General features: G+C 68.3%; 22 protein-coding genes and 3 pseudogenes. 14 read left to right on the top strand and 11 right to left on the bottom strand.

Going from position 1 to position 21,561, the window contains the following annotated elements; translation table 11 throughout:
* Positions 1-101: 101 nt before the first annotated feature.
* Both ACZ7M3_RS48070 and ACZ7M3_RS48065 read right to left on the bottom strand, forming a co-directional pair.
* A complete protein-coding gene (locus ACZ7M3_RS48070) occupies positions 102-401 on the bottom strand; it encodes an AzlD domain-containing protein (RefSeq protein WP_123980683.1) in 300 nt (99 codons plus the stop codon).
* Entirely contained in the window at positions 401-1,159 is a 759-nt protein-coding gene (locus ACZ7M3_RS48065) for an AzlC family ABC transporter permease (protein ID WP_472072458.1), read from the bottom strand. Before ACZ7M3_RS48065 ends, ACZ7M3_RS48070 begins: the two co-directional genes overlap by 1 nt.
* A 79-nt stretch (positions 1,160-1,238) precedes the next feature.
* On the opposite strand from ACZ7M3_RS48065, the gene ACZ7M3_RS48060 reads away from it, so the two are divergent.
* Both ACZ7M3_RS48060 and ACZ7M3_RS48055 read left to right on the top strand, forming a co-directional pair.
* On the top strand, positions 1,239-1,688 hold the full coding sequence (locus ACZ7M3_RS48060) for an Lrp/AsnC family transcriptional regulator (protein WP_388180810.1): 450 nt from the start codon (positions 1,239-1,241) through the stop codon (positions 1,686-1,688).
* Positions 1,689-2,298: 610 nt separating this feature from the next.
* On the top strand, positions 2,299-5,391 hold the full coding sequence (locus ACZ7M3_RS48055; protein ID WP_472072456.1) for a hypothetical protein: 3,093 nt from the start codon (positions 2,299-2,301) through the stop codon (positions 5,389-5,391).
* A 147-nt stretch (positions 5,392-5,538) separates the two neighbouring features.
* On the opposite strand, the gene ACZ7M3_RS48050 is transcribed toward ACZ7M3_RS48055, so the two are convergent.
* Complete coding sequence (locus tag ACZ7M3_RS48050) at positions 5,539-6,540, bottom strand: AraC family transcriptional regulator (RefSeq protein ID WP_472072454.1); 1,002 nt, start codon at positions 6,538-6,540, stop codon at positions 5,539-5,541.
* Here ACZ7M3_RS48050 and ACZ7M3_RS48045 point away from each other — a divergent pair.
* The 3 genes from ACZ7M3_RS48045 (at position 6,451) to ACZ7M3_RS48035 (ending at position 8,791) form a co-directional block, all read left to right on the top strand.
* On the top strand, positions 6,451-6,963 hold the full coding sequence (locus ACZ7M3_RS48045) for a DUF6417 family protein (protein WP_472072452.1): 513 nt from the start codon (positions 6,451-6,453) through the stop codon (positions 6,961-6,963). The two genes, ACZ7M3_RS48050 and ACZ7M3_RS48045, sit on opposite strands and share 90 nt — an antisense overlap.
* A 231-nt stretch (positions 6,964-7,194) precedes the next feature.
* The gene (locus ACZ7M3_RS48040; RefSeq protein ID WP_472072450.1) at positions 7,195-7,575 is read left to right on the top strand and encodes a hypothetical protein; all 381 of its coding nucleotides are present in this window, start codon (positions 7,195-7,197) and stop codon (positions 7,573-7,575) included.
* A 256-nt stretch (positions 7,576-7,831) separates the two neighbouring features.
* Positions 7,832-8,791: a hypothetical protein gene (locus tag ACZ7M3_RS48035; protein WP_472072448.1), complete on the top strand. Its 960-nt coding sequence runs from the start codon at positions 7,832-7,834 to the stop codon at positions 8,789-8,791.
* Here ACZ7M3_RS48035 and ACZ7M3_RS48030 read toward each other — a convergent pair.
* Positions 8,778-9,194: a DUF6262 family protein gene (locus ACZ7M3_RS48030; protein WP_472072446.1), complete on the bottom strand. Its 417-nt coding sequence runs from the start codon at positions 9,192-9,194 to the stop codon at positions 8,778-8,780. The two genes, ACZ7M3_RS48035 and ACZ7M3_RS48030, sit on opposite strands and share 14 nt — an antisense overlap.
* A gap of 323 nt (positions 9,195-9,517) precedes the next feature.
* Between ACZ7M3_RS48030 and ACZ7M3_RS48025 the strand changes: the two genes are divergently transcribed.
* The 3 genes from ACZ7M3_RS48025 to ACZ7M3_RS48015 all read left to right on the top strand — a co-directional run bounded on the left by ACZ7M3_RS48025 (position 9,518) and on the right by ACZ7M3_RS48015 (position 12,630).
* Positions 9,518-9,778, top strand: a complete 261-nt coding sequence (locus ACZ7M3_RS48025; RefSeq protein WP_472072444.1) for a DUF4240 domain-containing protein — start codon at positions 9,518-9,520, stop codon at positions 9,776-9,778.
* 240 nt (positions 9,779-10,018) lie between these two features.
* Positions 10,019-10,870, top strand: a complete 852-nt coding sequence (locus ACZ7M3_RS48020) for a class I SAM-dependent methyltransferase (protein WP_472072442.1) — start codon at positions 10,019-10,021, stop codon at positions 10,868-10,870.
* 164 nt (positions 10,871-11,034) lie between these two features.
* Positions 11,035-12,630 carry an ISL3 family transposase gene (locus ACZ7M3_RS48015; protein ID WP_472072440.1) on the top strand — a complete coding sequence of 532 codons (1,596 nt, stop codon included), beginning with the start codon at positions 11,035-11,037 and terminating at the stop codon, positions 12,628-12,630.
* 80 nt (positions 12,631-12,710) lie between these two features.
* Here the strand turns inward: ACZ7M3_RS48015 and ACZ7M3_RS48010 are convergent, their stop codons facing one another.
* Positions 12,711-13,340 carry a DUF1963 domain-containing protein gene (locus ACZ7M3_RS48010; RefSeq protein WP_472072468.1) on the bottom strand — a complete coding sequence of 210 codons (630 nt, stop codon included), beginning with the start codon at positions 13,338-13,340 and terminating at the stop codon, positions 12,711-12,713.
* 198 nt (positions 13,341-13,538) lie between these two features.
* On the opposite strand from ACZ7M3_RS48010, the gene ACZ7M3_RS48005 reads away from it, so the two are divergent.
* Positions 13,539-14,087, top strand: coding sequence for a hypothetical protein (locus ACZ7M3_RS48005; RefSeq protein ID WP_355978488.1), 549 nt, complete (start codon positions 13,539-13,541; stop codon positions 14,085-14,087).
* A 32-nt stretch (positions 14,088-14,119) separates the two neighbouring features.
* On the opposite strand, the pseudogene ACZ7M3_RS48000 reads toward ACZ7M3_RS48005, so the two are convergent.
* The 3 genes and pseudogenes from ACZ7M3_RS48000 to ACZ7M3_RS47990 all read right to left on the bottom strand — a co-directional run.
* Positions 14,120-14,378 (bottom strand): annotated as a pseudogene (locus tag ACZ7M3_RS48000) (tyrosine-type recombinase/integrase); the annotation flags it as partial.
* A 162-nt stretch (positions 14,379-14,540) separates the two neighbouring features.
* Complete coding sequence (locus tag ACZ7M3_RS47995) at positions 14,541-15,953, bottom strand: FAD-dependent monooxygenase (RefSeq protein ID WP_472072438.1); 1,413 nt, start codon at positions 15,951-15,953, stop codon at positions 14,541-14,543.
* Between the two features lie 272 nt (positions 15,954-16,225).
* Positions 16,226-16,480 carry a hypothetical protein gene (locus tag ACZ7M3_RS47990; RefSeq protein WP_472072436.1) on the bottom strand — a complete coding sequence of 85 codons (255 nt, stop codon included), beginning with the start codon at positions 16,478-16,480 and terminating at the stop codon, positions 16,226-16,228.
* 265 nt (positions 16,481-16,745) lie between these two features.
* Here ACZ7M3_RS47990 and ACZ7M3_RS47985 point away from each other — a divergent pair.
* The 3 genes and pseudogenes from ACZ7M3_RS47985 to ACZ7M3_RS47975 all read left to right on the top strand — a co-directional run.
* Positions 16,746-17,013, top strand: a pseudogene (locus tag ACZ7M3_RS47985) (hypothetical protein); the annotation flags it as partial.
* A 52-nt stretch (positions 17,014-17,065) separates the two neighbouring features.
* Positions 17,066-17,377: a hypothetical protein gene (locus ACZ7M3_RS47980; protein WP_472072434.1), complete on the top strand. Its 312-nt coding sequence runs from the start codon at positions 17,066-17,068 to the stop codon at positions 17,375-17,377.
* Positions 17,378-17,557: 180 nt separating this feature from the next.
* A pseudogene (locus ACZ7M3_RS47975) lies at positions 17,558-17,710 on the top strand (UTRA domain-containing protein); the annotation flags it as partial.
* 961 nt (positions 17,711-18,671) lie between these two features.
* On the opposite strand, the gene ACZ7M3_RS47970 reads toward ACZ7M3_RS47975, so the two are convergent.
* Positions 18,672-19,673 (bottom strand): hypothetical protein, encoded by a 1,002-nt coding sequence (locus tag ACZ7M3_RS47970; RefSeq protein ID WP_472072432.1) that lies wholly within the window; start codon positions 19,671-19,673, stop codon positions 18,672-18,674.
* Between the two features lie 411 nt (positions 19,674-20,084).
* Between ACZ7M3_RS47970 and ACZ7M3_RS47965 the strand changes: the two genes are divergently transcribed.
* The gene (locus ACZ7M3_RS47965) at positions 20,085-20,306 is read left to right on the top strand and encodes a hypothetical protein (protein WP_355311446.1); all 222 of its coding nucleotides are present in this window, start codon (positions 20,085-20,087) and stop codon (positions 20,304-20,306) included.
* Positions 20,306-20,560, top strand: coding sequence for a hypothetical protein (locus ACZ7M3_RS47960; RefSeq protein WP_472072430.1), 255 nt, complete (start codon positions 20,306-20,308; stop codon positions 20,558-20,560). The genes ACZ7M3_RS47965 and ACZ7M3_RS47960 overlap by 1 nt, the downstream gene beginning before the upstream one ends.
* Before the next feature lie 83 nt (positions 20,561-20,643).
* Here ACZ7M3_RS47960 and ACZ7M3_RS47955 read toward each other — a convergent pair whose 3' ends face one another.
* Both ACZ7M3_RS47955 and ACZ7M3_RS47950 read right to left on the bottom strand, forming a co-directional pair.
* Complete coding sequence (locus ACZ7M3_RS47955; protein WP_472072428.1) at positions 20,644-21,060, bottom strand: DUF4259 domain-containing protein; 417 nt, start codon at positions 21,058-21,060, stop codon at positions 20,644-20,646.
* 61 nt (positions 21,061-21,121) lie between these two features.
* Positions 21,122-21,490 (bottom strand): ISL3 family transposase, encoded by a 369-nt coding sequence (locus ACZ7M3_RS47950; RefSeq protein ID WP_472072466.1) that lies wholly within the window; start codon positions 21,488-21,490, stop codon positions 21,122-21,124.
* Positions 21,491-21,561: the final 71 nt, after the last annotated feature.

Here is a 21,561-nt window from a genome sequence, read left to right as displayed (position 1 = left end):
CCCCACCACCGACAACGACTGAAACGACCGAACCGAAGACACCCGGGTCAGATTTCACCTGTCCAGACTGGGTCCAGGTTCACCCGCCGCCGACAGTCCTGTCAGGCAATCAACCGAAGCAGGGCTGCCGCGGCAGCGGCGAGAGTCACCACCACGAGGAATGGGGCACGCAGCAGAACTGCGATGACGGCCACCCCGACCCCCGCCGCTCGTGGGTCGATCGTCAACTCCTGCTGTTTGCTGAATGTCTGCGTGACGATGAGTGCGGCAAGCAGCGCCACGGGCAGCAGCTCCGCCACCTTCTGCACCCGACGGTCCTCAAGCACAGCCTTGGGGGCTGATAGACCGCCCAGTTTCAAGGCGTAGCAGCTCACCGCGCCCACAGCTATAGCCACCCACATCAGCCGACCTTCCTTTCCTCGGGAACTGTGTCGTCTACATGACTTGCGTTCCGGGGAACCTCTCTGCTGTCCGTCTCGACACGCCTCCCGTCGTCGTGGGAACTCCACAGCGAGAGGGCAACCACGGCTGCTGCCGCCAGGAGCACCGGCACTCCGGCCGGCGTGAAAGGCACGGCCGTCAGCGCTACCGCGGCAGCGATCAGCGCGGCCCACCATGTGATGGGTGTGCGCAACCGGGGGGCCATCAATGCGACGAAGGCCGCAGGCGCGACCACATCGAGGCCGAGGACGGAGGGATTCGACAGTGCCCGCGCTCCCAGCGCGCCAAGCAGGGTCGCAATGTTCCAGCAGCCAAACACAGACAGGCCGGCCGCCCAGAATCCCAGCCGGGCAAGCGGTTCGTTGCGGGTGTCGAGGGACATCGCCGCGCTCTCGTCGATGACGAACTGCGCGGCCCCAAGGCGCCGTGGCAGGCGCATGCGATGCAAGCGAGCCAAGTGCAACCCGTAAAGCGCGTTGCGTGAGCCGAGCAGCGCTGCCGTGGCGGCTCCCGCCAAGGGTGCGCCTCCGGCCGCCACAACTCCAACGAAGGCGAACTGCGAGGCTCCCGTGAACATCAACAGCGACAGCACACACGTCTGCGGGAGGGTAAGACCGGCCGTCGTAGACAGGGCCCCGAACGAGAGGCCATAGGTGCCGGTGGCTATCCCGATGCCCAGCGCGTCGCGGATGACCCTTTTTTCCGCTTCATTTCGCATGGCAATATCGTACCGAGATTCGTGCACTATATTACTTCAAATATCCACCGTATGCAGGGATTCGGAGTATGTTCGACTCATGGATGCAGTAGACCGCGCGATTTTGTTCCAGCTGCAGCAGGACGGTCGGCTCTCGAACGTCGACCTCAGCGCACGTGTCGGCCTGAGCCCCACCCCATGCCTCAGGCGGGTGCGTAACCTCGAAGAAGCGGGGATCATCCAGGGCTACCACGCCGACCTCGACCCGACAGCAATCGGACGAGGCTTCCAGGTCCTCGTCCAGGCGAACATGATGATCAAGGACCAATCCACCATCGAGGCGTTCGAGGACCAGGTCCGCGAATTTCCGGAGATCGTCGAATGCAGGCGCATGTTCGGCGATCCGGACTACGTGATCTGGGTCGCCACCACGGACGCCGACGCCTACGAGCGCTTCTACATGACGAAACTGACCAATCTGCCGGGCGTGGCCAGAATGAACTCACAAATGACCATGAAGATGGTCAAGGAGCGCACTCTCACCCTGTGACCGGGCAGCCGGCCACCGCATCCAGGCCGCAATCAGGCAACGTCGCCGCAACCGCGGCAAGATCGTCCTGCTGCCCTGACCCGACCCCCGAGCCGTCACCCTCGTCACCGTTCACCTACACGAGGAATACCCATGCCGTTGTGCGGGAGAGCGTCAGGTGGACCTCGTCATCCGAGTGTCAGTGGCGCAGCCTCAGCGACCTGGTGATTGGCACTGACGGGTGATGCTCACCTGTTGCTGACGTGAGTGACGAAAGGCCAGGTCATTCTCCCTCCGACCGCTATAACGCGTGCAGAGTTTGCGCTGGTCAGAGACGTGACGCCGTGCTGTGGAGGGGCCCCGACCCGTTGGCGGCGGTGCGGAACTGCTGTGTGTCCAGCCACGGTTAGCCATGGCAGCCAGCGAACGTGGACGGCGGCAGCAACAGCACGTGATGGTCCTTGCGCGTCCAGGCTGGCTGGTGCTTTCACTGCGGGGGAGGCGATGGCGTCAGTTGAGGCCGCATGTCGGTGAAGCCCCGTAGGCTTTGAGGGTTCCGCTGTCTGAGCGGATTCCTTCCCAAGGGGTGCGGGTGCCAGCTCTTCCTCCTCCCAGCGCTACGGGTGTGCGCGTGGCCGGGGACACCTACCAGTGGTTGTACGTGTGGGAGGGGTGCGTCCAGGCCTACAAGGACTCGATGGAGGGTGCCCGGGGCGCGGTGGTGGCGGTCGGTGTCGAGGTCACGGGGGCCGGCAATCTGGACGATGTCGTCTACTACTACGCGGATGGGGAACCGACCCGCTACGCGCAGGTCAAGTACGCGGTGAACACGTCGACCGCGGTGGGGGAGGAGTACCTGTTCAAACCAAGCGGCAACGGCGGTCCGTCGATCCTGCAGAAGATCGCGAGCTCCTGGCAGACCTTGACCCAGGACGGGACGCCGGTGCGACTGGCCCTGCTGACCAATCGGTTCCCGGATCCGGCGGACGTCCTGCTCAAGGACCGGGACGCGCGAAGCGGTCTCCTGCGTCCCCGGGCAGACCAGCAGGGCCCCCAGTCTGAGCGGGGTAAGGCACGTGCTCGCTGGGCCGCTCATGCCGGGCTCGATGAGGCCCAGCTCTTGGAGCTTCTGGACGTATGGGAGTTCCACCTGGGACGCGACGTGTTCGTTCAGCGCGAACTCGTCTCCCACTTGATGCAAGCCGCTGGCCTGAGACACGACGATCAGGCGGTGATGGCCGCCATCCAGTGGGTTGCTGAGCAGGCCATCAACGGTAAGCGCCGGCTGTCTCTTGCCGACATCCACGCGGCGGTCAGCCAACTTGGCCTGCTGGCCGGTCGCTTGGCTGAGCCGGGTACCCTCCGGCGCGGCGAGGCGCCCGCGCTGGTCGCAAAGCCCCGCCAGGTCACCGACTGGCAGCCGGATCGCCTGGGTGTGCACCGGGCCGTCCAGGAGCACGATGACAGGAAGTTGCCCCCTTACGTCGAACGGGACCACGACGGCGAACTCCGCAGCCACTTGCGCACGTTGGCCAGCACGGGCGCAGGCATGGTCGTCGTGCGTGGGGACTCCTGCACCGGCAAGACCCGGTCGGCCTGGGAAGCGGTGACCGCGTGTCTGCCCGACTGGCAGTTGCTGTACCCGAAGTCCGCCGGCGGGCTGCGCTCCTGCCTTCAAGCCTACGTGCTCACCGGTCCCACGGTGATCTGGCTGGACAACGCCCACCATCTGTTCGCCGAGGCGGACGGCAACCGTGCTGCCGAAGACCTGCTCGGGCTGCTGGAGCAGCCGCCCGTCCCGGTCATCGTCCTGGCCACCATGTGGCCCACCCCTCTCGATGCGCCCGGATCCAAACCCAAGAAGAAGGGCCGGACCCGGCACATTCACTCCCTGCTCGATCTGGCCCGCACCGTCCACCAGCCCAGGGCTTTCGACACCCGTGGTCTCAACCGGTTCGCGGACCAGGCCCGTGGCGACGGCCAGTGGACCCAGGCAGCCGCCCAGGCACGCGCGAACGGTGAACTGTGCCAGCGCCTGGCGGCCGCCCCCGAACTCCTGGACCGCTACCGCCATGCCGACCACGCGCCCGGCAAGGCCGTCGTGACCGCGGCAGTCGAAGCCCGCCGCCTGGGCGTACGCGGGCCGCTTCCCCTGGTCTTCCTGGAGCACGCCGCACTGGGCTATCTCAGCCCCGACCAGAGCCGCGAGCTGGACCGGCAGACCTGGTTCACCGACGCCCTTGCCTGGGCGCGGACTCCGGTCAAAGAGGTCGTCTCCTGCCTGCAGGGCGTCCTCGCCCCCGACGGCATCGGTGAGGCGGCGGACCTGGTCGATCTAAGCGACATCATCGAGCAGCAGATCACCCCCGAGCGATGGGGCATCAAGCCCCCAGCCACACTCTGGCAGGCCGCGCAGGCGGACGTGACCGACGGCAGCGACCTGGAAACTCTCGCCCTGCAGGCGTTCGCCTTCGCGCGCTTCCACATCGCCCGGGACCTGTACGTCGCGGCCCTTGAGCGGGGAACCTCCTCGGCCTTCGAGGGCCTGTGCTTCTCCTATGTCGAGACCCACCGCATCCGCACCAGCCAAGGCCTGAAGGAACTGTGCGACCAGGTCGACCGCCTCCGCGACGGCGGCGCTGGCCTCGCAGACCTGGGCACCGCACTCATGCAGCTCGCCTTCGCCGGCGAAACCGTCGAGTACGCCGACACCCTCCTGCCCCTTACCGAAGAACTCCTGACCCGGGCCTGCCGCGAAGGCAACCGAGACGCCCACCTGGCACTGGAGCACTTCCTGCACGCCCAGGGCCGCCACGGCGACGCCGAAGCTCTCACCCTGCCGCCCGAGCCCTCGGCACCGCACGACCCCGCCCAGCTCCTGCACGACGCCGCCGCAGGCGACACGACCGCCCTGGAACGACTGCGGAAGGCCGTGGGCAGGCGGAACGAGACGTTCCATCAGATCGCAGCTGCCGCCTTCAATGCCAGTCCCTCATTGTGGAGTTGGCCCACCGACCTCGCCCGTGTAGGCGCCCCCGACCTGGTCGAACCGCTGCTGCGCGCCGGCGCCGACAGCGGCGACCGCCAGGCCCGGCAACGACTGGTGAGCTTCCTCGACGACCAGGAACGCACCCCCGAGGCTGAGGCCGTGCTCCGTACTGTCTCCGCCACCGACATGTACGCCCTCAACACTCTGTTTCACCGCCTGTGGCCCCACCGGCCCCGTACCGCCCGAGAGGTTCTCACCGAGGCCGCGCAGGCGGGCCACATCCTGCACGTCCTCACTGTGCTGCGGCCCCTGACCTACGGGGGACGCCTTCCCTGCGATCGCCGCTTCGCCATCACCGCCATCCGCGTGCTGGCCCGGCTCGGCTACGAACCCGCCCAGGTCCAGCTCGCCCGAACCCTGCTGGCCGAGGCGGACGAACTCGAACGGGAGAAGACACCACACCACGACCTCATCGCCCGCAAACGCGACGAGGCGCACCAACTGCTGCGACAAGCAGCCCCGAGCCACCGTGAAGCCCGTAGCCTTCTAGGCCGACTGGCCGAGCAGGAGGACAACTACACGGAGGCCGCCGACTGGTACCGCCAGGCCATCGACGTCGGCGACTACGAGATGTTCCCCTCCCTCCTGCAAGCACTGCGCCAGGGAACATCACCCGACGAAGATGAGGTTCTCTACGGCCTCGACGCCGACGGCAGCCTGCTCCCCCCGTGGTGATGTCGCGGGCCATCGGCACAACAGCGACATGCTCCGCGGCTCTGTCTGCGATCGGCTGGTTGAACCTTCGTACTGTCGGCGCGCGGAACCGTCCCATCACTCACGAACGGGCGACACCACATCATCAGGAACGGGACTTAACGCCTCTCAGGACGCGGCGCTCACAGCTTCCCGCGCCTTCAGATCGGTATGAGCGTGGTTGTGTTTGCGGGACTCTCTGCGGAAGCTGCCCGGCGCTACACCCAGTTCGCGTTTGAAGGCGAGCGCGAAGGCCGCCTCGGAGCCGTAGCCGACTGCGTCGGCGATGGAGGCGATGGTCTGGTTGGTTTCGGTGAGTTGGTGTGCTCCCAGTTCGATAGGCCACCGGGTGAGGTATTCCAAAGGCCCCCGCCCGACGATCGCCTTGAAGCGTGCGGCCAGCGTCGAGCGTGAGACGAGCGCCGCGTCTGCCAGCAGCCGCACCGTCCAACGGCGGGACGGATCGGCGTGGATGGCGCGCAGGGCTGCCGAGACGACGGGGTCACGCAGTCCTTGCAGCCAGCCAGCCAGCCAGCCAGTCCGGTCCGGCTGCTGGGTGAGGTGAGAGCGGACGACGTCGATCAGCAGAACCACGGCCAGGTGCTCGGTGACGACGTTGGAGGCGAGCCCGGCGGTGCGGGCCTCCTGGTCGATCCGGGTGAGCAGGTGGGGAAGCATCGCCGCGCCCTCGGCGTGGGCAGGCAGATGGATCACGGGAGGCAGGGCGTCCAGCAGGAGCTCCCGGGCGCGCCGGCCGAAGGTGAAACTGCCGCCGACCAGACGGGCTGTGACCGGCTGATCGAGAGGCCCGGCCTCCGTGCTGGCTCCGCCGCTGGCCCTGAAGAAGGGCGAGGCGGATAGCACCGTGGCCTCCGGTGAGGTGCTCAGGACGAATCCCTGGGGGCGGGTGAGGAGGAAGGAGTCGCCGGCGCGCAGTGTCAGCGGGTGGTCCAGGCCGTGCGTGCTGAGCATGCAGGAGCCGGTGAGGACCGAGTTGAACTTCGCACCCTCCGGGGCGGGGAAGCGCAGGGCCCAGTCGCCGTGTCCTGTCAGCGTGGAAGCCCGTCCGGCGCGTACGTTGACCAGCCCGAGGATCTCTTCGTGCGCTGGGCGGCCCGCCTGACCCCGCACGGGTACGACACCATTACCTACGGCCGGTCCCGACCCCGGGCCGAGCCCGCACCCGGCGGGGAGGGACCGAGGCGGCTGGTGGAGCTGATCCCGTCACAGATGGCGGCGCTACGCGTGTTCATCGGCCTCGCCGACCGGCTCCGGGTACCACCCGCTGACGGTTTGGCCGAGCAGGTCCGCACGGCCTCGTGCGATCACGGGATCAAACGGTGGCGGCTCTATCTGACGCAGGAGCAGATCGCATCTGCGGCATACGGGTTCTGGCTGCACCGGATGACAGGCTCCGCCGCAGAGGCCAACCGCTTCGGCCGCGAGTACGGAGCCGTCTACACCCCCTCTCCGGCGCCGGGAACCGGGCCGCCGGCAGTCGTCCCTGCGCCGACAGTGCTCGGACGTAGCAGGCACGGCGGCTCGAAGACCTAGCAGACTGGGGCCGTGTGACGAGCTGATCAGGCAGTGGCTACCGCTCTGCGGTGCGCCTCCTGTTGTGCTTCTTCGCGCGGGCTCCGCCCGGTGTGCTCGTGCGTCCGTCAGGCAGTATCTTGCCCAGTCGTTACCCGCTCGTGAGGGGTCGTCATGCGCTCGAACCGCCGCGCTGCACCGTCCGTACTGCTCGCCGCACTAATGCTGGCGGGCTGTTCATCTGTCCCGACGGTGTCCCCCTCCATAACGGGGCCATCGAGTACGGGCGCGCGGGGCGGCGGAGGTCCTGGGCGGGCGCTCGCGGTCGGCGCCGGCCCGCAGGCCAAGTACACCGTCCAGCAGCAGCCCCCGGCGGGCAGTTGCCACTACCGCTACGAGAAGGGGGAGCCGGTGGAGGATCCCACGTGTACGCCGGGCGCGGTCTCCCCGGCCGTCACGCAGGCGAACCTGAAGTCCACCATCTGTCGCAAGGGCGGCTACACCTCAGGCATCCGGCCGTCCACGACGGTCACCGGCAAGGAGAAGGCGCTCAATGCCGCCTCCTACGGCTACAAGGGCCGCATGGACGAAGCCGAGTACGACCATCTCCTATCCGGCGTCCTGACTGCATAGCGAGTCGTATCTCCTGTTCACAGCGCCAGCGGCATGTCGCTGACGAGCGCTCGGCGTGCAGATGACCCTGGAGTTCCTGGCTCGGGCACCAGCTGTGAAGCGGGGGTCGTGGCCCTGCTAGCGTGCCGCCGTGCCTTCGGAGATACCCCAGCTCGTTGACGAGCTTGTTGCGCAGATGAGGTCTGGTTCGGCTCGTGGCTACCGGCGGGCTATGTCGCGGTTGGGCGACACCGCGCGTGCGGGAGGTCCCGCGAGTTTGACCGCCGCGGTCGAGGCCCTTGCGCCGTGGCTGCCGGGTTTGGCGGGCGACTTCGCCAAGACGGCCGTCCTGGCGGGGGCGTGCGTCGAGTGGGGCGGTTCACCAATGGCGCTGGCCAACGTGCTGCCACAGCGCGCTGCGGAGGCGATGATGCTCAACGATATGGTCCCGGGGTGCTGGGCCGAAGCGGCTCCCGGGCGGCCGCTGCCGGAGCAGGTGAGTGCCAGTACGAAGCAGCTGGTACAGGCTCTTGTCACCCTGGCCAGACCGAAAGGACGCCCGGACAAGGGGGACATGACCCGGATCGCCATGTCCTGGTTCGACATGGAGGACTGGCTCAAGGCGCTGATCACCGTCTTGGGGCACGGTCCCTTCCGGGCAGCGGTGCCCACTGAGGTCAAGGCCGAGCTGCGGGAATACGCCACAGCGGTCGCCGACCGGTCGCAGCACGCTACCTGGGTCAGAGACCTGGCTGCCGTCCTCGACGACGAGCCTCTGGTCGTCCTCAACCCCCGTGCACGTAGGGGGTATGCCCTCACGATGAGCGGTGTCGGGGACAACTTTCAGCTGCACACCCTGCTCGCGGACCGGCTCATCGGCGACTCCGACCAAGGCATGGTTCCAGGAGTGCGCCCCGACCGCTCGTGGGTCGAGGCAGCGACGGACGCCGACCCGTACCTCGGCCCCGATAATCCGGCGCTCCGCCGTTTCCGCCTTTTCGACGGCCATGGCGCCTACATCTACCCGGAAGGGGTGCCCGCCGACATCAAACCGCTCGATGGCACCCGCGTGCTGGTACTGCACCCACCGAACGGAGACTTTGGCATGGGCGTCGGCCGGGCCTTCCTGAATATGATCCCCACCCTCAACCTTGATCGGGTCCTGGGACCGGACGAGGCGGAGTTCTGGCTCACCCGCATCACCCCCGCCGTCGAGAGCGACTTCATGGCTGACTAATAAATCCGCTCTGGGGCTGTCGTCGAAGCGCGAGGAGCTCACCGTGGGCCGCGGCGAGAGCGGCTTGCAACTGGGCTACGTCTTCTCGGTGTTTGCGGCGCTCGGTGGCGAGTTGCTGAGTGAGGCGGCGGACCAGGGTGCTGGCGGCTTCCTCGGTGTCGCATGAGTGGGCGTCGTCGGGGGCGGCATCGCGTCGTGCTCTGCGGAGGGCCTCGACCTGCGGGCGCAGGACAGGGTGCCGGTAGATGAAGTCGGTGGACACGCCGGCCGCCCTGGCAATCGAGGTCACGCTTACGGGGCTGCGTGTCTTGCGGGCTTCCTTCAGCGCTTTCTCGACGGCATTCTCCGCGCGTTCTCGGCGTCGGCGGGCGGCAGTCTTCAGGGCTTCGACGCTGCGGGTCATGTGCCCTCTACGGTGTTCTGGGCAGTGTCGGGCGAGAGCCGTCGCTGCGAGGCGCCAGCGCCGCGCACTGGCAGGGTGGTGCCATCAGAGCGGCGAATACGCTCGATGGCGAGCAGGACTCCGTCGAGGGCGGCGACTTCCTCGGTTCGGCTGTGGAGCCAGATGTTGTCGCTAGTCATCGGCTCGCCGAACCGCTCAGCGTGGGCACGCTGTCTGCAGTCGATCAGGTTCGTGGTCTCGTCGCGCTGCTGTTGCAGGATGTCAGCGAAGGTGGCGTCCGTGACGAACTTGGTGCAGGCCAGCGTGCTGCGTGACCAGGCCGGATGAGGTTTCCGGCAAGGGCACTGTCCGGCGACGCCTTCCTCTACACACGCTGCGCGGTCGTTGCCGTCGGCCGCACCGCGTTCGAAAGCGTCATGCGAGACCCTGCGGACTTTGTCCCGTACGCCACCGACCCAATCTGGGCCGAGAGCCTGCTCTACACACCGGATCATGCATACGAACGCATCACCGGCGAGAAATGGGACCACAACACCCGCTACTCCTACGAGTCGTACTCGAACACCGCGGGCTGGGCTGACTGAACGCTCTTGCTCACGTCTGGTGACGAAGTCGAACCCCGTTGATTCTCCTCACGGAATTTGTGCCTGATCCTCTTCGGGCTCTGGTCCACTTCGTGTGGTCGCGTACACAGGGTGACTGTTGATCTTCGCCTATGGCGGTTTTAGTGGTCGTAGGCGGTCGGTGCGCGCATGACTGGCTGGCCGAGCATGAAGCTGGCTCCCCTCAACAAGCCCCTTGGAATAGATCACTAGGCTGGCGCGATGACTGATGAGCAGGAGCGGGTGCAGCCGTCGGGAGTGTGGGCCACGGCGGTGGGGGTGGCCCGGGTGCGGGCGTTGGAGACCGAGCGGGAGGACGCGCTGTTCCGCGACCCGCTGGCACAGGCCTTCGCCACTGCAGGCGGCCTGTGGCCCTCCTCGCCGCCGCTGCCCGATGACGAGGCCGCGCGACGCCGCTGGCTGGCCGTGTCGTTCTCCATCGTCATCAGGACGAAGTTCCTCGACGACCTGTTGCAGCAGGCCTCCGCGTCCGGGGTCCGGCAGGTCGTGCTGCTCGGCGCCGGCATGGACAGCCGGGCCTTCCGGATGGACTGGCCCGAGGGCACCCGGCTGTTCGAGGTCGACACCGCCGCTCCACTGGACTTCAAGGCTTCGGTGCTGCGCCAGGAGCGGCCCGTCGCGCGCTGCGAGCGGATCACCGTCGCGGTGGATCTGCGTGAGGACTGGCCAGGCGCGCTGGCCGCCGCAGGGCACGACCCGGCGGTGCCGACCGTGTGGATCGCCGAAGGACTGCTGATCTATCTGTCCGAGGACGCGGTGGAGCTGCTACTGGCCCGGATCAGCGCGCAGTCGGCGGCAGGCAGTTGGATGGGGCTGACGTTGGGCTCGCGCGGCGTGATCGAGCGCTTCGGCGCGGACGCCGTGCCGGGATCGGCGGCGTCCATGTGGGTCTCGGAGATGCCCGACGACCCGGTGGGCTGGCTGGCCGGGCACGGCTGGGCGGCCGGCAGCCACACCCTGCGTGAGCGCGCTGCGGCCTACGGCCGCCCGATCAGCACCCCGCCGCAGCGCGAGGAGCGGCCCGGCGGGCTGATCTCGGCGGTCCGCCGGTAGAGCGCCTCCCGGTTCCCTGGATGATCGATTCCAAGGGGGACCTGATGAGTGGAGCTAGCTTGGTTCGCGGCCAGTCAGTCATGCGCGCAGTGACCGCCTACGACCACTAATGTTCGCCCGAAAATCGCCTGTCTGGACGGTGGTGTGGTCGACAGTCCTTCGCCGTGAACGAAGGACTGCCGCAGCTGAACGAGCTGCTGTTTTCCTCGGTCGAGGGCGTGTTGGTGGAATCGGTCGAGGTGACCGCCACGGCCGTCCGGGTCGAGGCCCGTACGACCGCAGGGCGGGCGGCCTGTCCGGCATGCGGGTGCTGGTCGGGGCGAATACACGGCTCCTACCTGAGATTTCCTCGTGATCTGCCGACGGCGGGCAAGTTCGTCGTGGTGTCGTTGCGAGTGCGGAGGTTCGTCTGCGAGGAGGAATCCTGCGAGCGCATGACCTTCGCCGAGCAAGTACCCGGTCTCACCCGCAGGTTCGGGCGACGGACCGAGCGGCTGCGGTCGGCGCTGGTGTCGGTCGGTCTTGCGCTCGCGGGCCGGGCCGGCGCCCGGATGACGGACGCCTTCAAGGTTCCAGTCAGCCGGAACACCCTGCTGAGGCTGATCGCCTCGCTTCCGGATCCCGCCGTCGCAGCACCCCGTGTGGTCGGCGTGGACGAGTACGCCCAGCGCAAGGGCCGTGTCTACGGAACCGTGCTCGTCGACGTCGAGACACGTCGCCCGGTCGACCTCCTTCCCGACCGGGAGGCGGACACGCTCGCGGCCTGGCTCGCCGAGCGGCCCGGCATCGAGATCGTCTGCCGTGACCGGGCCCCCTTCTTCGCCGAAGGAGCCACCCGCGGCGCCCCGCAGGCCCTCCAGGTCGCCGACCGATGGCACCTGTGGCACAACCTGGGCCAAGCCGCCGAGAAGTGCGTCTACCGGCACCGCGGATGCTTGCGCCCCACGCCGACGCAGCCGGAGGAACCCCAGGAGGAGCCGGAGCCGGCCACGTCGTCGCCCTGGCCGACGGGACACCGGTTCGCCGAACGCACCCGCGCCAAGCACGCCACCATCCACGCTCTCCTCAACGCCGGTCACAGCAAAAGGTCCGTCGCCCGCCAGCTCGGGATGACCCTCAACACAATCCTGCGCTTCTCCCGCGCCACCACCCCGGAGGAGATGTTCACCGGGCAGTGGCAAAACCGTGCGACCAGGCTCGACGACTACAAGCCCTACCTCGATCAGCGCTGGCAGGAAGGCTGCACCAACGCCTGGAAATTATGGGAGGAGATCAAGGAACAGGGCTATCCTCGCGGCTACGCCGGCGTCCGCGACTACGTCAGCAGGAATCTCCGCGGCAAACCCCAACCGGTCGGCCCGCGCCCGCCGTCGGCCCGCGCCGTCACGCGCTGGCTCCTCACCCACCCCGACGCCCTGCCCGAAGGCGACCGGCTCCAGCTCAAAGCCGTCCTGGCCAACTGCCCCGAGCTGACGGCACTTGCCGAGCACGTGCGTTCCTTCGGCCACATGGTCGCTCACCTCCAGGGCGACCAGCTGCCGACCTGGATCGAAGCGGCCACCTCCACTACCGACCTGCCCAGCCTCCGGCACTTCGCCCAACACCTCGAACGCGACCTCGACGCCGTCACCGCCGGCCTCACACTGCCCTGGAACTCCGGCGTCGTGGAAGGCCACGTCAACCGGATCAAGATGCTCAAACGCCAGATGTTCGGCCGCGCAGGGTTCGAACTCCTGCGCAAACGAGTCCTGTTGGCGTGACCGAGAGTCACGCGACCACACGAAGTGGACCAGAGCCCGTTCACACTTACGAAGCCAAGGGCGCGTGTGTTGGGACCGCCTCAGCACTGCCACAGGAACTTCGCGCGGCCACACGGTTCGCAGGCGAACGCATAGGCGCCGCCGCAGCCGCCGAAGTTCATGGCGGTGCTGTGGTCCGGACCCTCCTCAAGCTGGACGATCAGTGGCATAGGAGTGGCGCAGGACGTGCAGGACGGGGTCTCGTCGCCCTGAATCCAGGCGGGGCTACCCCCGAGCTGACCGAGCACGGATGACGCGGAGCGGTCGCTCCCCGCTGCCCACCCTTCGCCGGCCTGGTCGTAGTCGGGCCCGTCCACATGCACCAAGGTGACCGCCCGAACGGAACCGAGCAGAAGCAGTGCCTCATCGACACCGCCTTCGGGCTGGGGCAGTGGCTCAAGGCCATCCGTCGGGAAGAGCAATGCCTGGTTCCCGCCGGAGTCCGGTTCCCAGTCGCCGCACATACCTGGGTCGTTCTGGCATGCGAACAAGACGAGGACTCCGCGGTCCTCAATCCCATCCCCGAGGTCATCCAAGACCACTTGGGCGAGGAACTGCATCGGGCCATTGCACGACGCGCAGCAGGGCCACGGAGTGCCGGCCGGTGCCAGAGGCACTCCACCGGTCCGGGTCACCTGAGCCGTCGGCGCAACTGGACCTGCATCGATCATGAGAGTCGTCACGGCCAGGACTCTAGGACAGACCAGTGACATCACCGGGAGAGGTCGAGCCCGGCCCCTCCCTACCATCATCGTGACTAACGTGCCTCACGACCGTGCAAGCGCTTGACCTGCAAGAACAGTGCTCTCACTCGAGATATCCGTCGTGGTCGTCGCGTACATCGAGGTCTAGCCGCCGAAGGAGCCCGCGTGCCCTCCCTCGTCCAGCAGCTGTCCGCCCACCGCCAGCTCACCGCGCTGCGCACCGTCGTGCAGTGCAAGGCGAAGGCGACGGCCCTCCGGGAAGGTCCGGCCGCGGGCGACGGGCCCGGCACGGCCTGGGTCGCGTTCCTGTGCCCCGCGCACTCCGAGGGCCTGCCCAAGTGGCCGGCCACCCAGACCCACGCCGCCCAGGACTCGATGACGTGCGGGACGGTCCTCGATTTCCGGCTGGCCGAGCAGGTGCTCCAGTCGCACGCGGATCTGTGGCTGACGGCCCTGACCGGCGTCGACCCGGCCGCGTACGGCGCTGTGTGGTCCGACGTCTTGGACCAGGCCGACCGCGTGCTGCGCGAGCGCCTGGAGCAAGACGCCGACGCCGGTGAGGACGGGCCGGAGCACAGCATGCTGACGATGATGTGGCTGGCGCGCCGGGCCGCGGCCGAGGGCAACCTCATGCAGACGGCGTCAGCCCTGGGCTACTGCGAGACGATCGCCGAAGGCATGCAGTGGCGTGACACCGATCTTGCACCCCAATAGTGAGCGTTCTGAGGGAAGCGCAGGCCACGGGGTCATGTTGCCTCATGGGCCGTGTCGGGGCCGTCGTCGGTGCCCCCCCGGGTTCCGGAAGACCCGATCCACGGCGGCCCGGGTGCGAGCCTCGCTGTTCGGCATCAGGTGCGTGTACGTGCGGAGCGTGAAGCTCGGGTCGTGGTGACCGAGGTACTCGCTCAGGGCCTTGATGCTCTCTCCCGCGTCCAGGAGCACGGAGGCGTAGAAGTGGCGGAGGGCGTGCATGCCGTTCTCGCGTCCGAGGGGTCGTGCGCCGGGGCGGCCGCATCGCGAGGGATGAGGAAAAGCACTGCGGTGGGGTTCGTTTCCTTCGGGGTTTTGCATCGGGTCGGCCCGGCCGAAAAATCGCCAGGGGAATGAGGAATCACGGCTCGACAAGTTCGGTGGTCCAGGTTGCCGGGGCTGCCCTGTCCGGTGCCGTCACTGCTGGTGTCCCGCCGGTGCTGCCAGGGCCGCCGTGGTCGTGGCCCTCCCGGTGGCACTGACCGTGCCGAGGGTCGTCTCCCCGCGCCGCAGCGCCAGATACCTCCGCAGGCCCCTGTTGGCTTCCCGTCGTACCCGACGCAGCACCGGGATCTGGGTGGCCCTGTGCAGTTGGTAGTGCCACGGCACCTGGGCCCCCTGCCGTACCGACATCGCGTAGGCGAAGTCCACCAGATCCTGCTCAAGGTAATGGTCGAGACGCTCGAACCAGGCCATGCTCGTGCGGGCCGCGGCCTGCACGGGATGGAGCGCGGCCCGGCGGCGCTTGTCGTAGGCCTGCAAAGCGGCAGGCAGCTCTGCCTCCGTATACAGGCTGTGCGCGAGCTCGATCGCATCCAGCAGCGCCAGCCGGGTGCCCGAGCCCAGGGTGTAGTGGGTGGTGTGGGCGGCATCCCCCAGCAGCGCCACGTTGTCGTGGCACCAGGTGGCGTTGCGTACCTCGGTGAAGTGCTGCCAGCGTGCCGGTTCCCCCCGGGACTGGCCAAGCAGCGCGTGGCCGTCCAGAGCGGAGGCGAAGATCTGTTCCAACAACCGCACACCGTCGGCGGTGCCGAGCGTATCGAGCCCCAGCCCCCGCCAGGTCTCTGGGGCGCACTCGACGACGCAGGTGCTGATTTCCGCGCTCGATGGGTAGGCGTAAAACCAGATCCACCCGGCCGGGGTCGGTTCGAAGGCGAAGGTGAAGCGGGGGAACACCTTGTCGGTGCCCAGCCATATGTAGGGGTTGCGGCCGACTTCCAGGCGGGTGCCGAAGTGGTCGCCGTGCAACTGGCGCACCCGGCTGTTGGCCCCGTCGCAGGCGACGATCAAGTCGGCGTCGGCGAGCTCGGCCAGGTCGTCGACCTTGCGGCAGTGCTGGACATCCACCCCCAGCTCGGTTGCGCGTCGGGTGAGGATGCCGAGCAGGGTGGCGCGGGCGATGCTGTAGCCGTACCGGCTCAGATGCGCGGTCTGTTCCCCGCGGCGGACCTCCTGGTCTTGCCACAGGGCTGAGGCCGCACGCACCGCCTGGGCGCTGTCGGGGTCGTTGCGGTAGAGGTGGTCGAGCAGGTCGTCCCCATACCCCACGCCCCAGCCGTAGGTGGCCCCCGGCGGGTCGCGTTCGATGACGGTGATGTCATGGCCGGCATCGCGGCGCTTGGCCGCGATCGCGAAGTACAACGCGCCCGGTCCACCGCCGGCGCACACGATCTTCATGGCGTGTCCCGTGCCGGCTGCACGGCCGGGCGGCCGCATCGCGGCTGCGGCACCCTGGTGCGCGGCCGGTGTCGGGTCAGGGCCGCCCAGCCGCGGAAGGGCGGTCCCGGCCGGCGTCCCCTGCCGGTCGGGTCCTTGGAGTAGTGGTCGCATGGGTTCCTCTTCCCTGGGTTGAGTCTCTGGGTTGACTCGGTGGGTTGGGTCTCGGTGCCTGTGGGTCGGTGCGCGCCCGAGGGCACAGAAGGGGGCTGGGCCTGTGCTCGGCACCGGGCGCGCGGGTGCGGCGATCTCACACCTGAGGTGTGTCTGCCGCACCCGCGCCCGGGCCTTGGCGATCTGACCGGGGGCTCCTCGTGGCCGGTCAGGCGCCGCCTCGGGATGCCGCGGGGGTCAGGGCAGCGTCGGTGCCGCCTGCCCCGGGTCGGCTACCCCCAGCTGCCCCAGCCACCCCAGCTGCCCCAGCCACCCCAGCCTCCGTCGTCACCCCAGCCACCGTCGTGACCCCAGCAGTCGTCGTCACCCCAGCCTCCGTCGTGACCCCAGCTGCTGGCGCTTGCCACGGTGGTGGCGTGCGTCGTGGCGGGTGCGGCCTGGGCGGCGGCGCCGCCGCCCAGGAGCGCCCCTGCGGCGGCTACAGTGACGGCCGCGACCTTGGCGATCTTCTTTCTCGTTCGAAACACGACCTGTCCTTCCTTTCGGTGGATGAGCCTCACTCCGGATCGGTGAGGTCGTGTTTCGAGTAAGCCCGAACGGGTCATGCGTCGTCACGCCACTGAATGCCGTGCCTTGACACCCGCAAATGATCTTGATATGAGTCCGCGTCCCGCCCAGGCCAGCCCGGTGCCCAGCCCCGTGACAGCCCTGCCGGCCCTGGGACGGGCCCCTTGAGGCGCCGGCCCCGCAGACCAGCCGGACGGTCACCGCGACCCCGCCCTCCGCACCGACCCCGGCGTCTTCGCGGTCTACCCGTACGCGGCCAGACCGAAGCTCGTGAAGCGGATCATGAACCTGGTGCTCGCGGGCGTGGCCCTGGCGATCTCCAGCTTCTGGTGGACGGCGGCCGCGTCCACTGGTGCCCGCCTCGGAACGGCCGTACATCGGCGGCTCCACGGACGGCACCGCCTGAGACCTGATCACGGGCTGCAACGGCCTCGGCCGGGTCTTCGGCGGCAAGGGCAACGACGGAGGCGGCAGCGGAGGCTTCTCCGGCGGCCAGCAGGGCAAGGGCAATGAATCGCTCCAGACGTAGCCATCCGCACGAGCGTGTGAAACTGCCGCGTGGGAACCAACTCGTCAATTTGCTGGAGCATTTGACCATGTCGCCGTCGTTTGCGATCTTCTTGCTGCCGCTCGTGCTGTTGGTGGGGACGCTCTGGCTCGCATGCGCCGTTCTCGGCGTGCATGGCTTGCTGCTCGGGCGGATGCCAGGCAAATGGCTACAGCGCCACGTTCGACAGCCAAGACTCTGGGGAGCGGGGGCGCTGCTTGTGGCGTGCGGCGCGTTCAAACACCCGTCGTTGGTCGTAGTCGGGATCGGCTTCATCGCCCTGGGCCATGCCGTGAAGCCAACGTCGTGATAACCCAAGGCCGAGATGGGAGGCCTTCGGCTGACGCCCCAGTGTTCCCCGTGGTTCCCCGCCCGATCGGGCACGCGACTGGCACGAGTGGCGAGCATTCCGTCCCAGGTCAACGGGGCAACAGCTCTAGGACCACCCAGGCTTCCCAAGCTGATGGCTCAGGCAGTGCGCTCCGGACCGGCCAAGGTGCCGGCGCCTGCCGACATCGCCGCGCGGCTCGGTATCGCCGAGGGTGAGCTGTGCGTCCGGACGACGTACGAGTTCCTGGCGGACGGCAGACCGGCGCAGTTGTCGGTGAGTTGGGAGCCGTACGACCTCACGGCAAAGCGGCTGCCTCCCCCAACGCACGAGCGCCCTCCCGGGCCGTCCTGGGGCCGTGGAAGGGCGCTCAACGATGACCAACGTCGACAACTGCCGACAGCTCAGCAGCAGGTCAGAGTGTTGATCGATTAGACGGTCACAGGTCAGGGCCGCCGGTGATCAGTTGTGGTTAGTACAGATAGTGCTTCTGGTGCGGGCTGTAGATCCTTCCCCCTGAGAGCGGAGCTCGGTCCGGGAGCAGTCTGGGCGGTGGGGGTGCGGTCCGGGCAGAGGACGGCGCGCGGGGGCGGGAACTCGCCGGGGCCCGTTGCTACCCGCTGCTGTCCGACCGAGGCCGGCCTGCTGCTCGTGCAGCACCCTTGTGCCACACGGGCCGTGCGAATACTGCGCCACAGTCCCCGACCCCGAGCAGCAACCGGCCGTGCACCCTTCACCACCAGGAGCAGCAGCCCGTTGCGCAACCCCGCTGCACGATGCAGGCCAGGAGGGGTGCGCGGGCGCTGTACGTGGCAACCGGTAGCAACGGCGGACTTCACCGGGAGCACCGGCGCCCCTCGAGGACGGGGCCGATCGGCACCGGATCTTGCACCCCGCGAGGGGGGCGTCGGCGGTCGGCGGCGCCCGGGGCTGCGGCATGGACGGGGCAACGCTGGGTGCGCCAGCGCATTTGCTCGGCGTACGGCAGGCGGCTGAGGCGGCAGTTGCGGATCTTGGGTCCCGTGGTCGTTCACGAGAAGTAGCAGCACGGGTGACCCGCAGTGCGTGGTGCCTGCGGTGACGCCATTGCCTGGCGTGTGAACGGGTACGTCTAGGGCCGATGCTGTCGGCATCCGGTCGAGGAGATGGAGGGTGTGCGCCGTGTCGGTACTCCGTGCGTCGTGCCCGGCCGATGGGCGGCGATTCCCCGCTGAGTTGCGGTGTGGGCGGGGCAGCTACCCGGTTCCCGACCTTGCGGGTGGCGACCGGGGCACGGTCAGGACCACGGGTCGTCCCAGCGGTCTTCGGCGTCAGGTGTGTCGGGGTGCAGCATTGTGTGCAGGCAGCGGTGCAGGCCGTTGCTGTTGGTGTTCTCGGCCGCACGCATCCACGGCAGTGGCGCCATCAGCCGGGCTGTCTCGTGGGTTGCGAGGTCGTCCAGCATGGCGCGCAGTTCGTCCGGGACCGGTAGGTCGGTGAGGCACATCCACCCCAGTGCCGCGCTCACGCGTACCTCGGGCGGCCGTGCGGGGTCGGGCCAACAGGTCCGCATCCACACCGACGTCCGCGAATCCTGGTGCGCCCGGGCCAGTTGCGCAATTGCCAGTACCAGGCCCGCGCGTACGGCCGGGTCGTGTTCGGCGAGCAGGCGGGCGTGGAATGCGGAGAGGATGTTCTGCGCGCGGGCGGAGGCGGCCGCCAGCGCGTAGGCGGCGGCGATGCGCACTTCAGGGTCGTGGTCGTCGAGCAGGGGCAGGATGAGATCGGTGTCCGCGGCGATCGCGTCGCGGGCGGCCTGCACGGACCAGTTCTGCAAGTAGCCAGTGACCTCGAAGAACCATTCGTTATCGCCGCGGAACCGCAGCATATCGGCACGCGTGCACACACCCTGGTGCTGCATGCGCGCCACTTCGGCTGTCACCGCCAGAGCCTCGGCGCGGTGGCCGGCCTCCGGGTCGGTACCGACCCGGATCAGGAAGGGCACCGCCGGCGCTACTGCGGCCCTCATGTCGTTGGCGCACAGGCCGATGGGCATGCCGAGGGAACCGCGGACGGCGTCGCCCGAGCGCAGCCGCTCCATGTTCTCCCGAACGCTGACGCCCTCCGGGAAGCGGTCCCAGGGCACCTCCTCAAGCAGGAACCCGTCCTTGGCCTCCGTACGAATGCCCGCCACCACCGCACGGACGTCGAGGGGCCCTCCCGCCTGATCGAGCGGATCCCCGTCCACGAACGCCCGCAGCACCCCCTGGTACGCCAGGTCGCTGTCCAACGAACTCACCGGCAACCTCCATTGAGCCCCCCCGGGCCCGGCACCGCGGCGCTGGAGGAAGGTCGAACATACAGCTGATCACGCCAGCCGCCACAGACAGGGCACCGGGTGGTCCATCCGGATCGCGGCGTACACCTCGACCTTCGACATCTGCGGCATGGCCAGGGCCTTTCACTAGGAGCACCTCGATGCTCCCCTGGCAAGTGCCCCAGCGACTTCAAAACTCGCGGACATCACCCGCCCGCGGATCTGGGTGCCTCCCAAACCCGTGAACAACTGACTTCCAATACTCGTGAACAAAGCCACCGGGCTTGTGCGCACAGACCGGTGCGCATCGCAGGCCCCGCCTGGGTCGAAGGCCTCCCGGCCCGCGGTGGCTGGCACTACCGTGGACCTCACCACGATGCGCGGGAGACCGTCATGAGTCAGGAACCGTCCGCACGCCAGCCGTTGGAGCCCGCGGCCGCAGACGCGGTCCGCGCCTACGCCGCCCGGACCCGGGCTGATGCCGACCGGTTCGCCGGCGCGCTCGAGGACATCGCGGCCAACGGACTGCCGGCGGTCGAGGAATGCACGCCATGGGAGGAACTGCGCGAGGCCCACCTCGCCCGCCTCGCAGCACAGCGCCCGGCCGTCGCCTGATGCCAGGACGGCGCCGCGCTCAGATCGCCTTCAGCGACGCGGCCGCGAAGCAGCTGGAGAACCTCACCGACGCACACCAGATCCACGCCCTGGACCGCGCCCTGGTCGCCGTCTCCGTCGACCCCGAGATCGGCGAGCCGCTCCCCGGCGACACCATCCACCCCGCACTGCGCCAGTACGCGGACGAGATCGAACGTGTCCGCGTCCTGTACTTCGTCACCGCACTGCGCACCGTCGCGTACACCGAGGCCTGACCGCCCAGACCACGACGCGTGGGTACAGGGTGACTGCGCCCGCTTCTTCGGGCTCTGGTCCACTTCTTGTGACACGGTCACCGTTAGTGATCAGTGGGTAGTGCGAGGGTCTCCATGATCTGTTGGACTTTGTGGCGCCACTGGTCAGCGTCGGCACTGTCCACCCAGCCCGTCGCCATTTTGGATCCGTCTTGGAGTACCCGGTGGAGTGCGAGCATGGCTGACCTTCGGAGGGATGCCGGAAGTTCCGGCAGCGGTTTTCTGGGCCCGCCCTCAGGGTCGATCACGATCCTGCTGTCCGGGATTGTGCTGGCGACGAGAGCTGCAGCGGCAACTGCTTCGATGCCGTCTCCGCCATCCACGCGTGCTCCGGAGCTCGCGACTCGCTGGAGTGCTCGCGCGAGTACGTCGATGACCTGTTGGGGAGTCAGACCCTCAAGTCCATCGACGAAATCTGCAGCGAGGTCGCTGTCGAATGGGCCAGTTCCCCACGTTCCCATGCACGGCTCCTGGTATCGCCTTCTCGGACGGGGGAAGCATGCCAGCAGCCACTGACATCGCTCACGTGGCCAGGAGGACTCGCTTGCGAAGCAGCGCGAATCCCGCGCGGCCGAACATCTGGCGCTTCAGCATCTTGATCCGGTTGACATGGCCCTCCACGACACCGGAGTTCCACGGCTGTGTGAGGCCGGCGATGACGGCGTCGAGGTCGCGTTCGAGGTGCTGAGCGAAGTGGCGGAGGCTGGGCAATTCGGTGGTGGCGGTGGCCGCTTCGATCCATGTCGGCAGGTGGTGGCCTTGCAGATGGGTGAGCATGTGGGCGAAGGAGCGCACGTGCTCGGCGAGTGCTGTCAGTTCTGGGCAGTTGGCCAGGACGGCCTTGAGCTGGAGCCGGTCGCCTTCGGGCAGGGCGTCTGGGTGGGTGAGGATCCAGCGGGTGACGGCGCGGGCCGATGGCGGTCGGGGCCCGACTGGCTGGGGCTTGCCGCGAAGACTCCTGC

Source organism: Streptomyces sp. NPDC111656, from assembly GCF_055656965.1.
The sequence above is the reverse complement of the archived record's forward strand: the minus strand, read 5'-3'. Positions and strand labels throughout refer to the sequence as shown.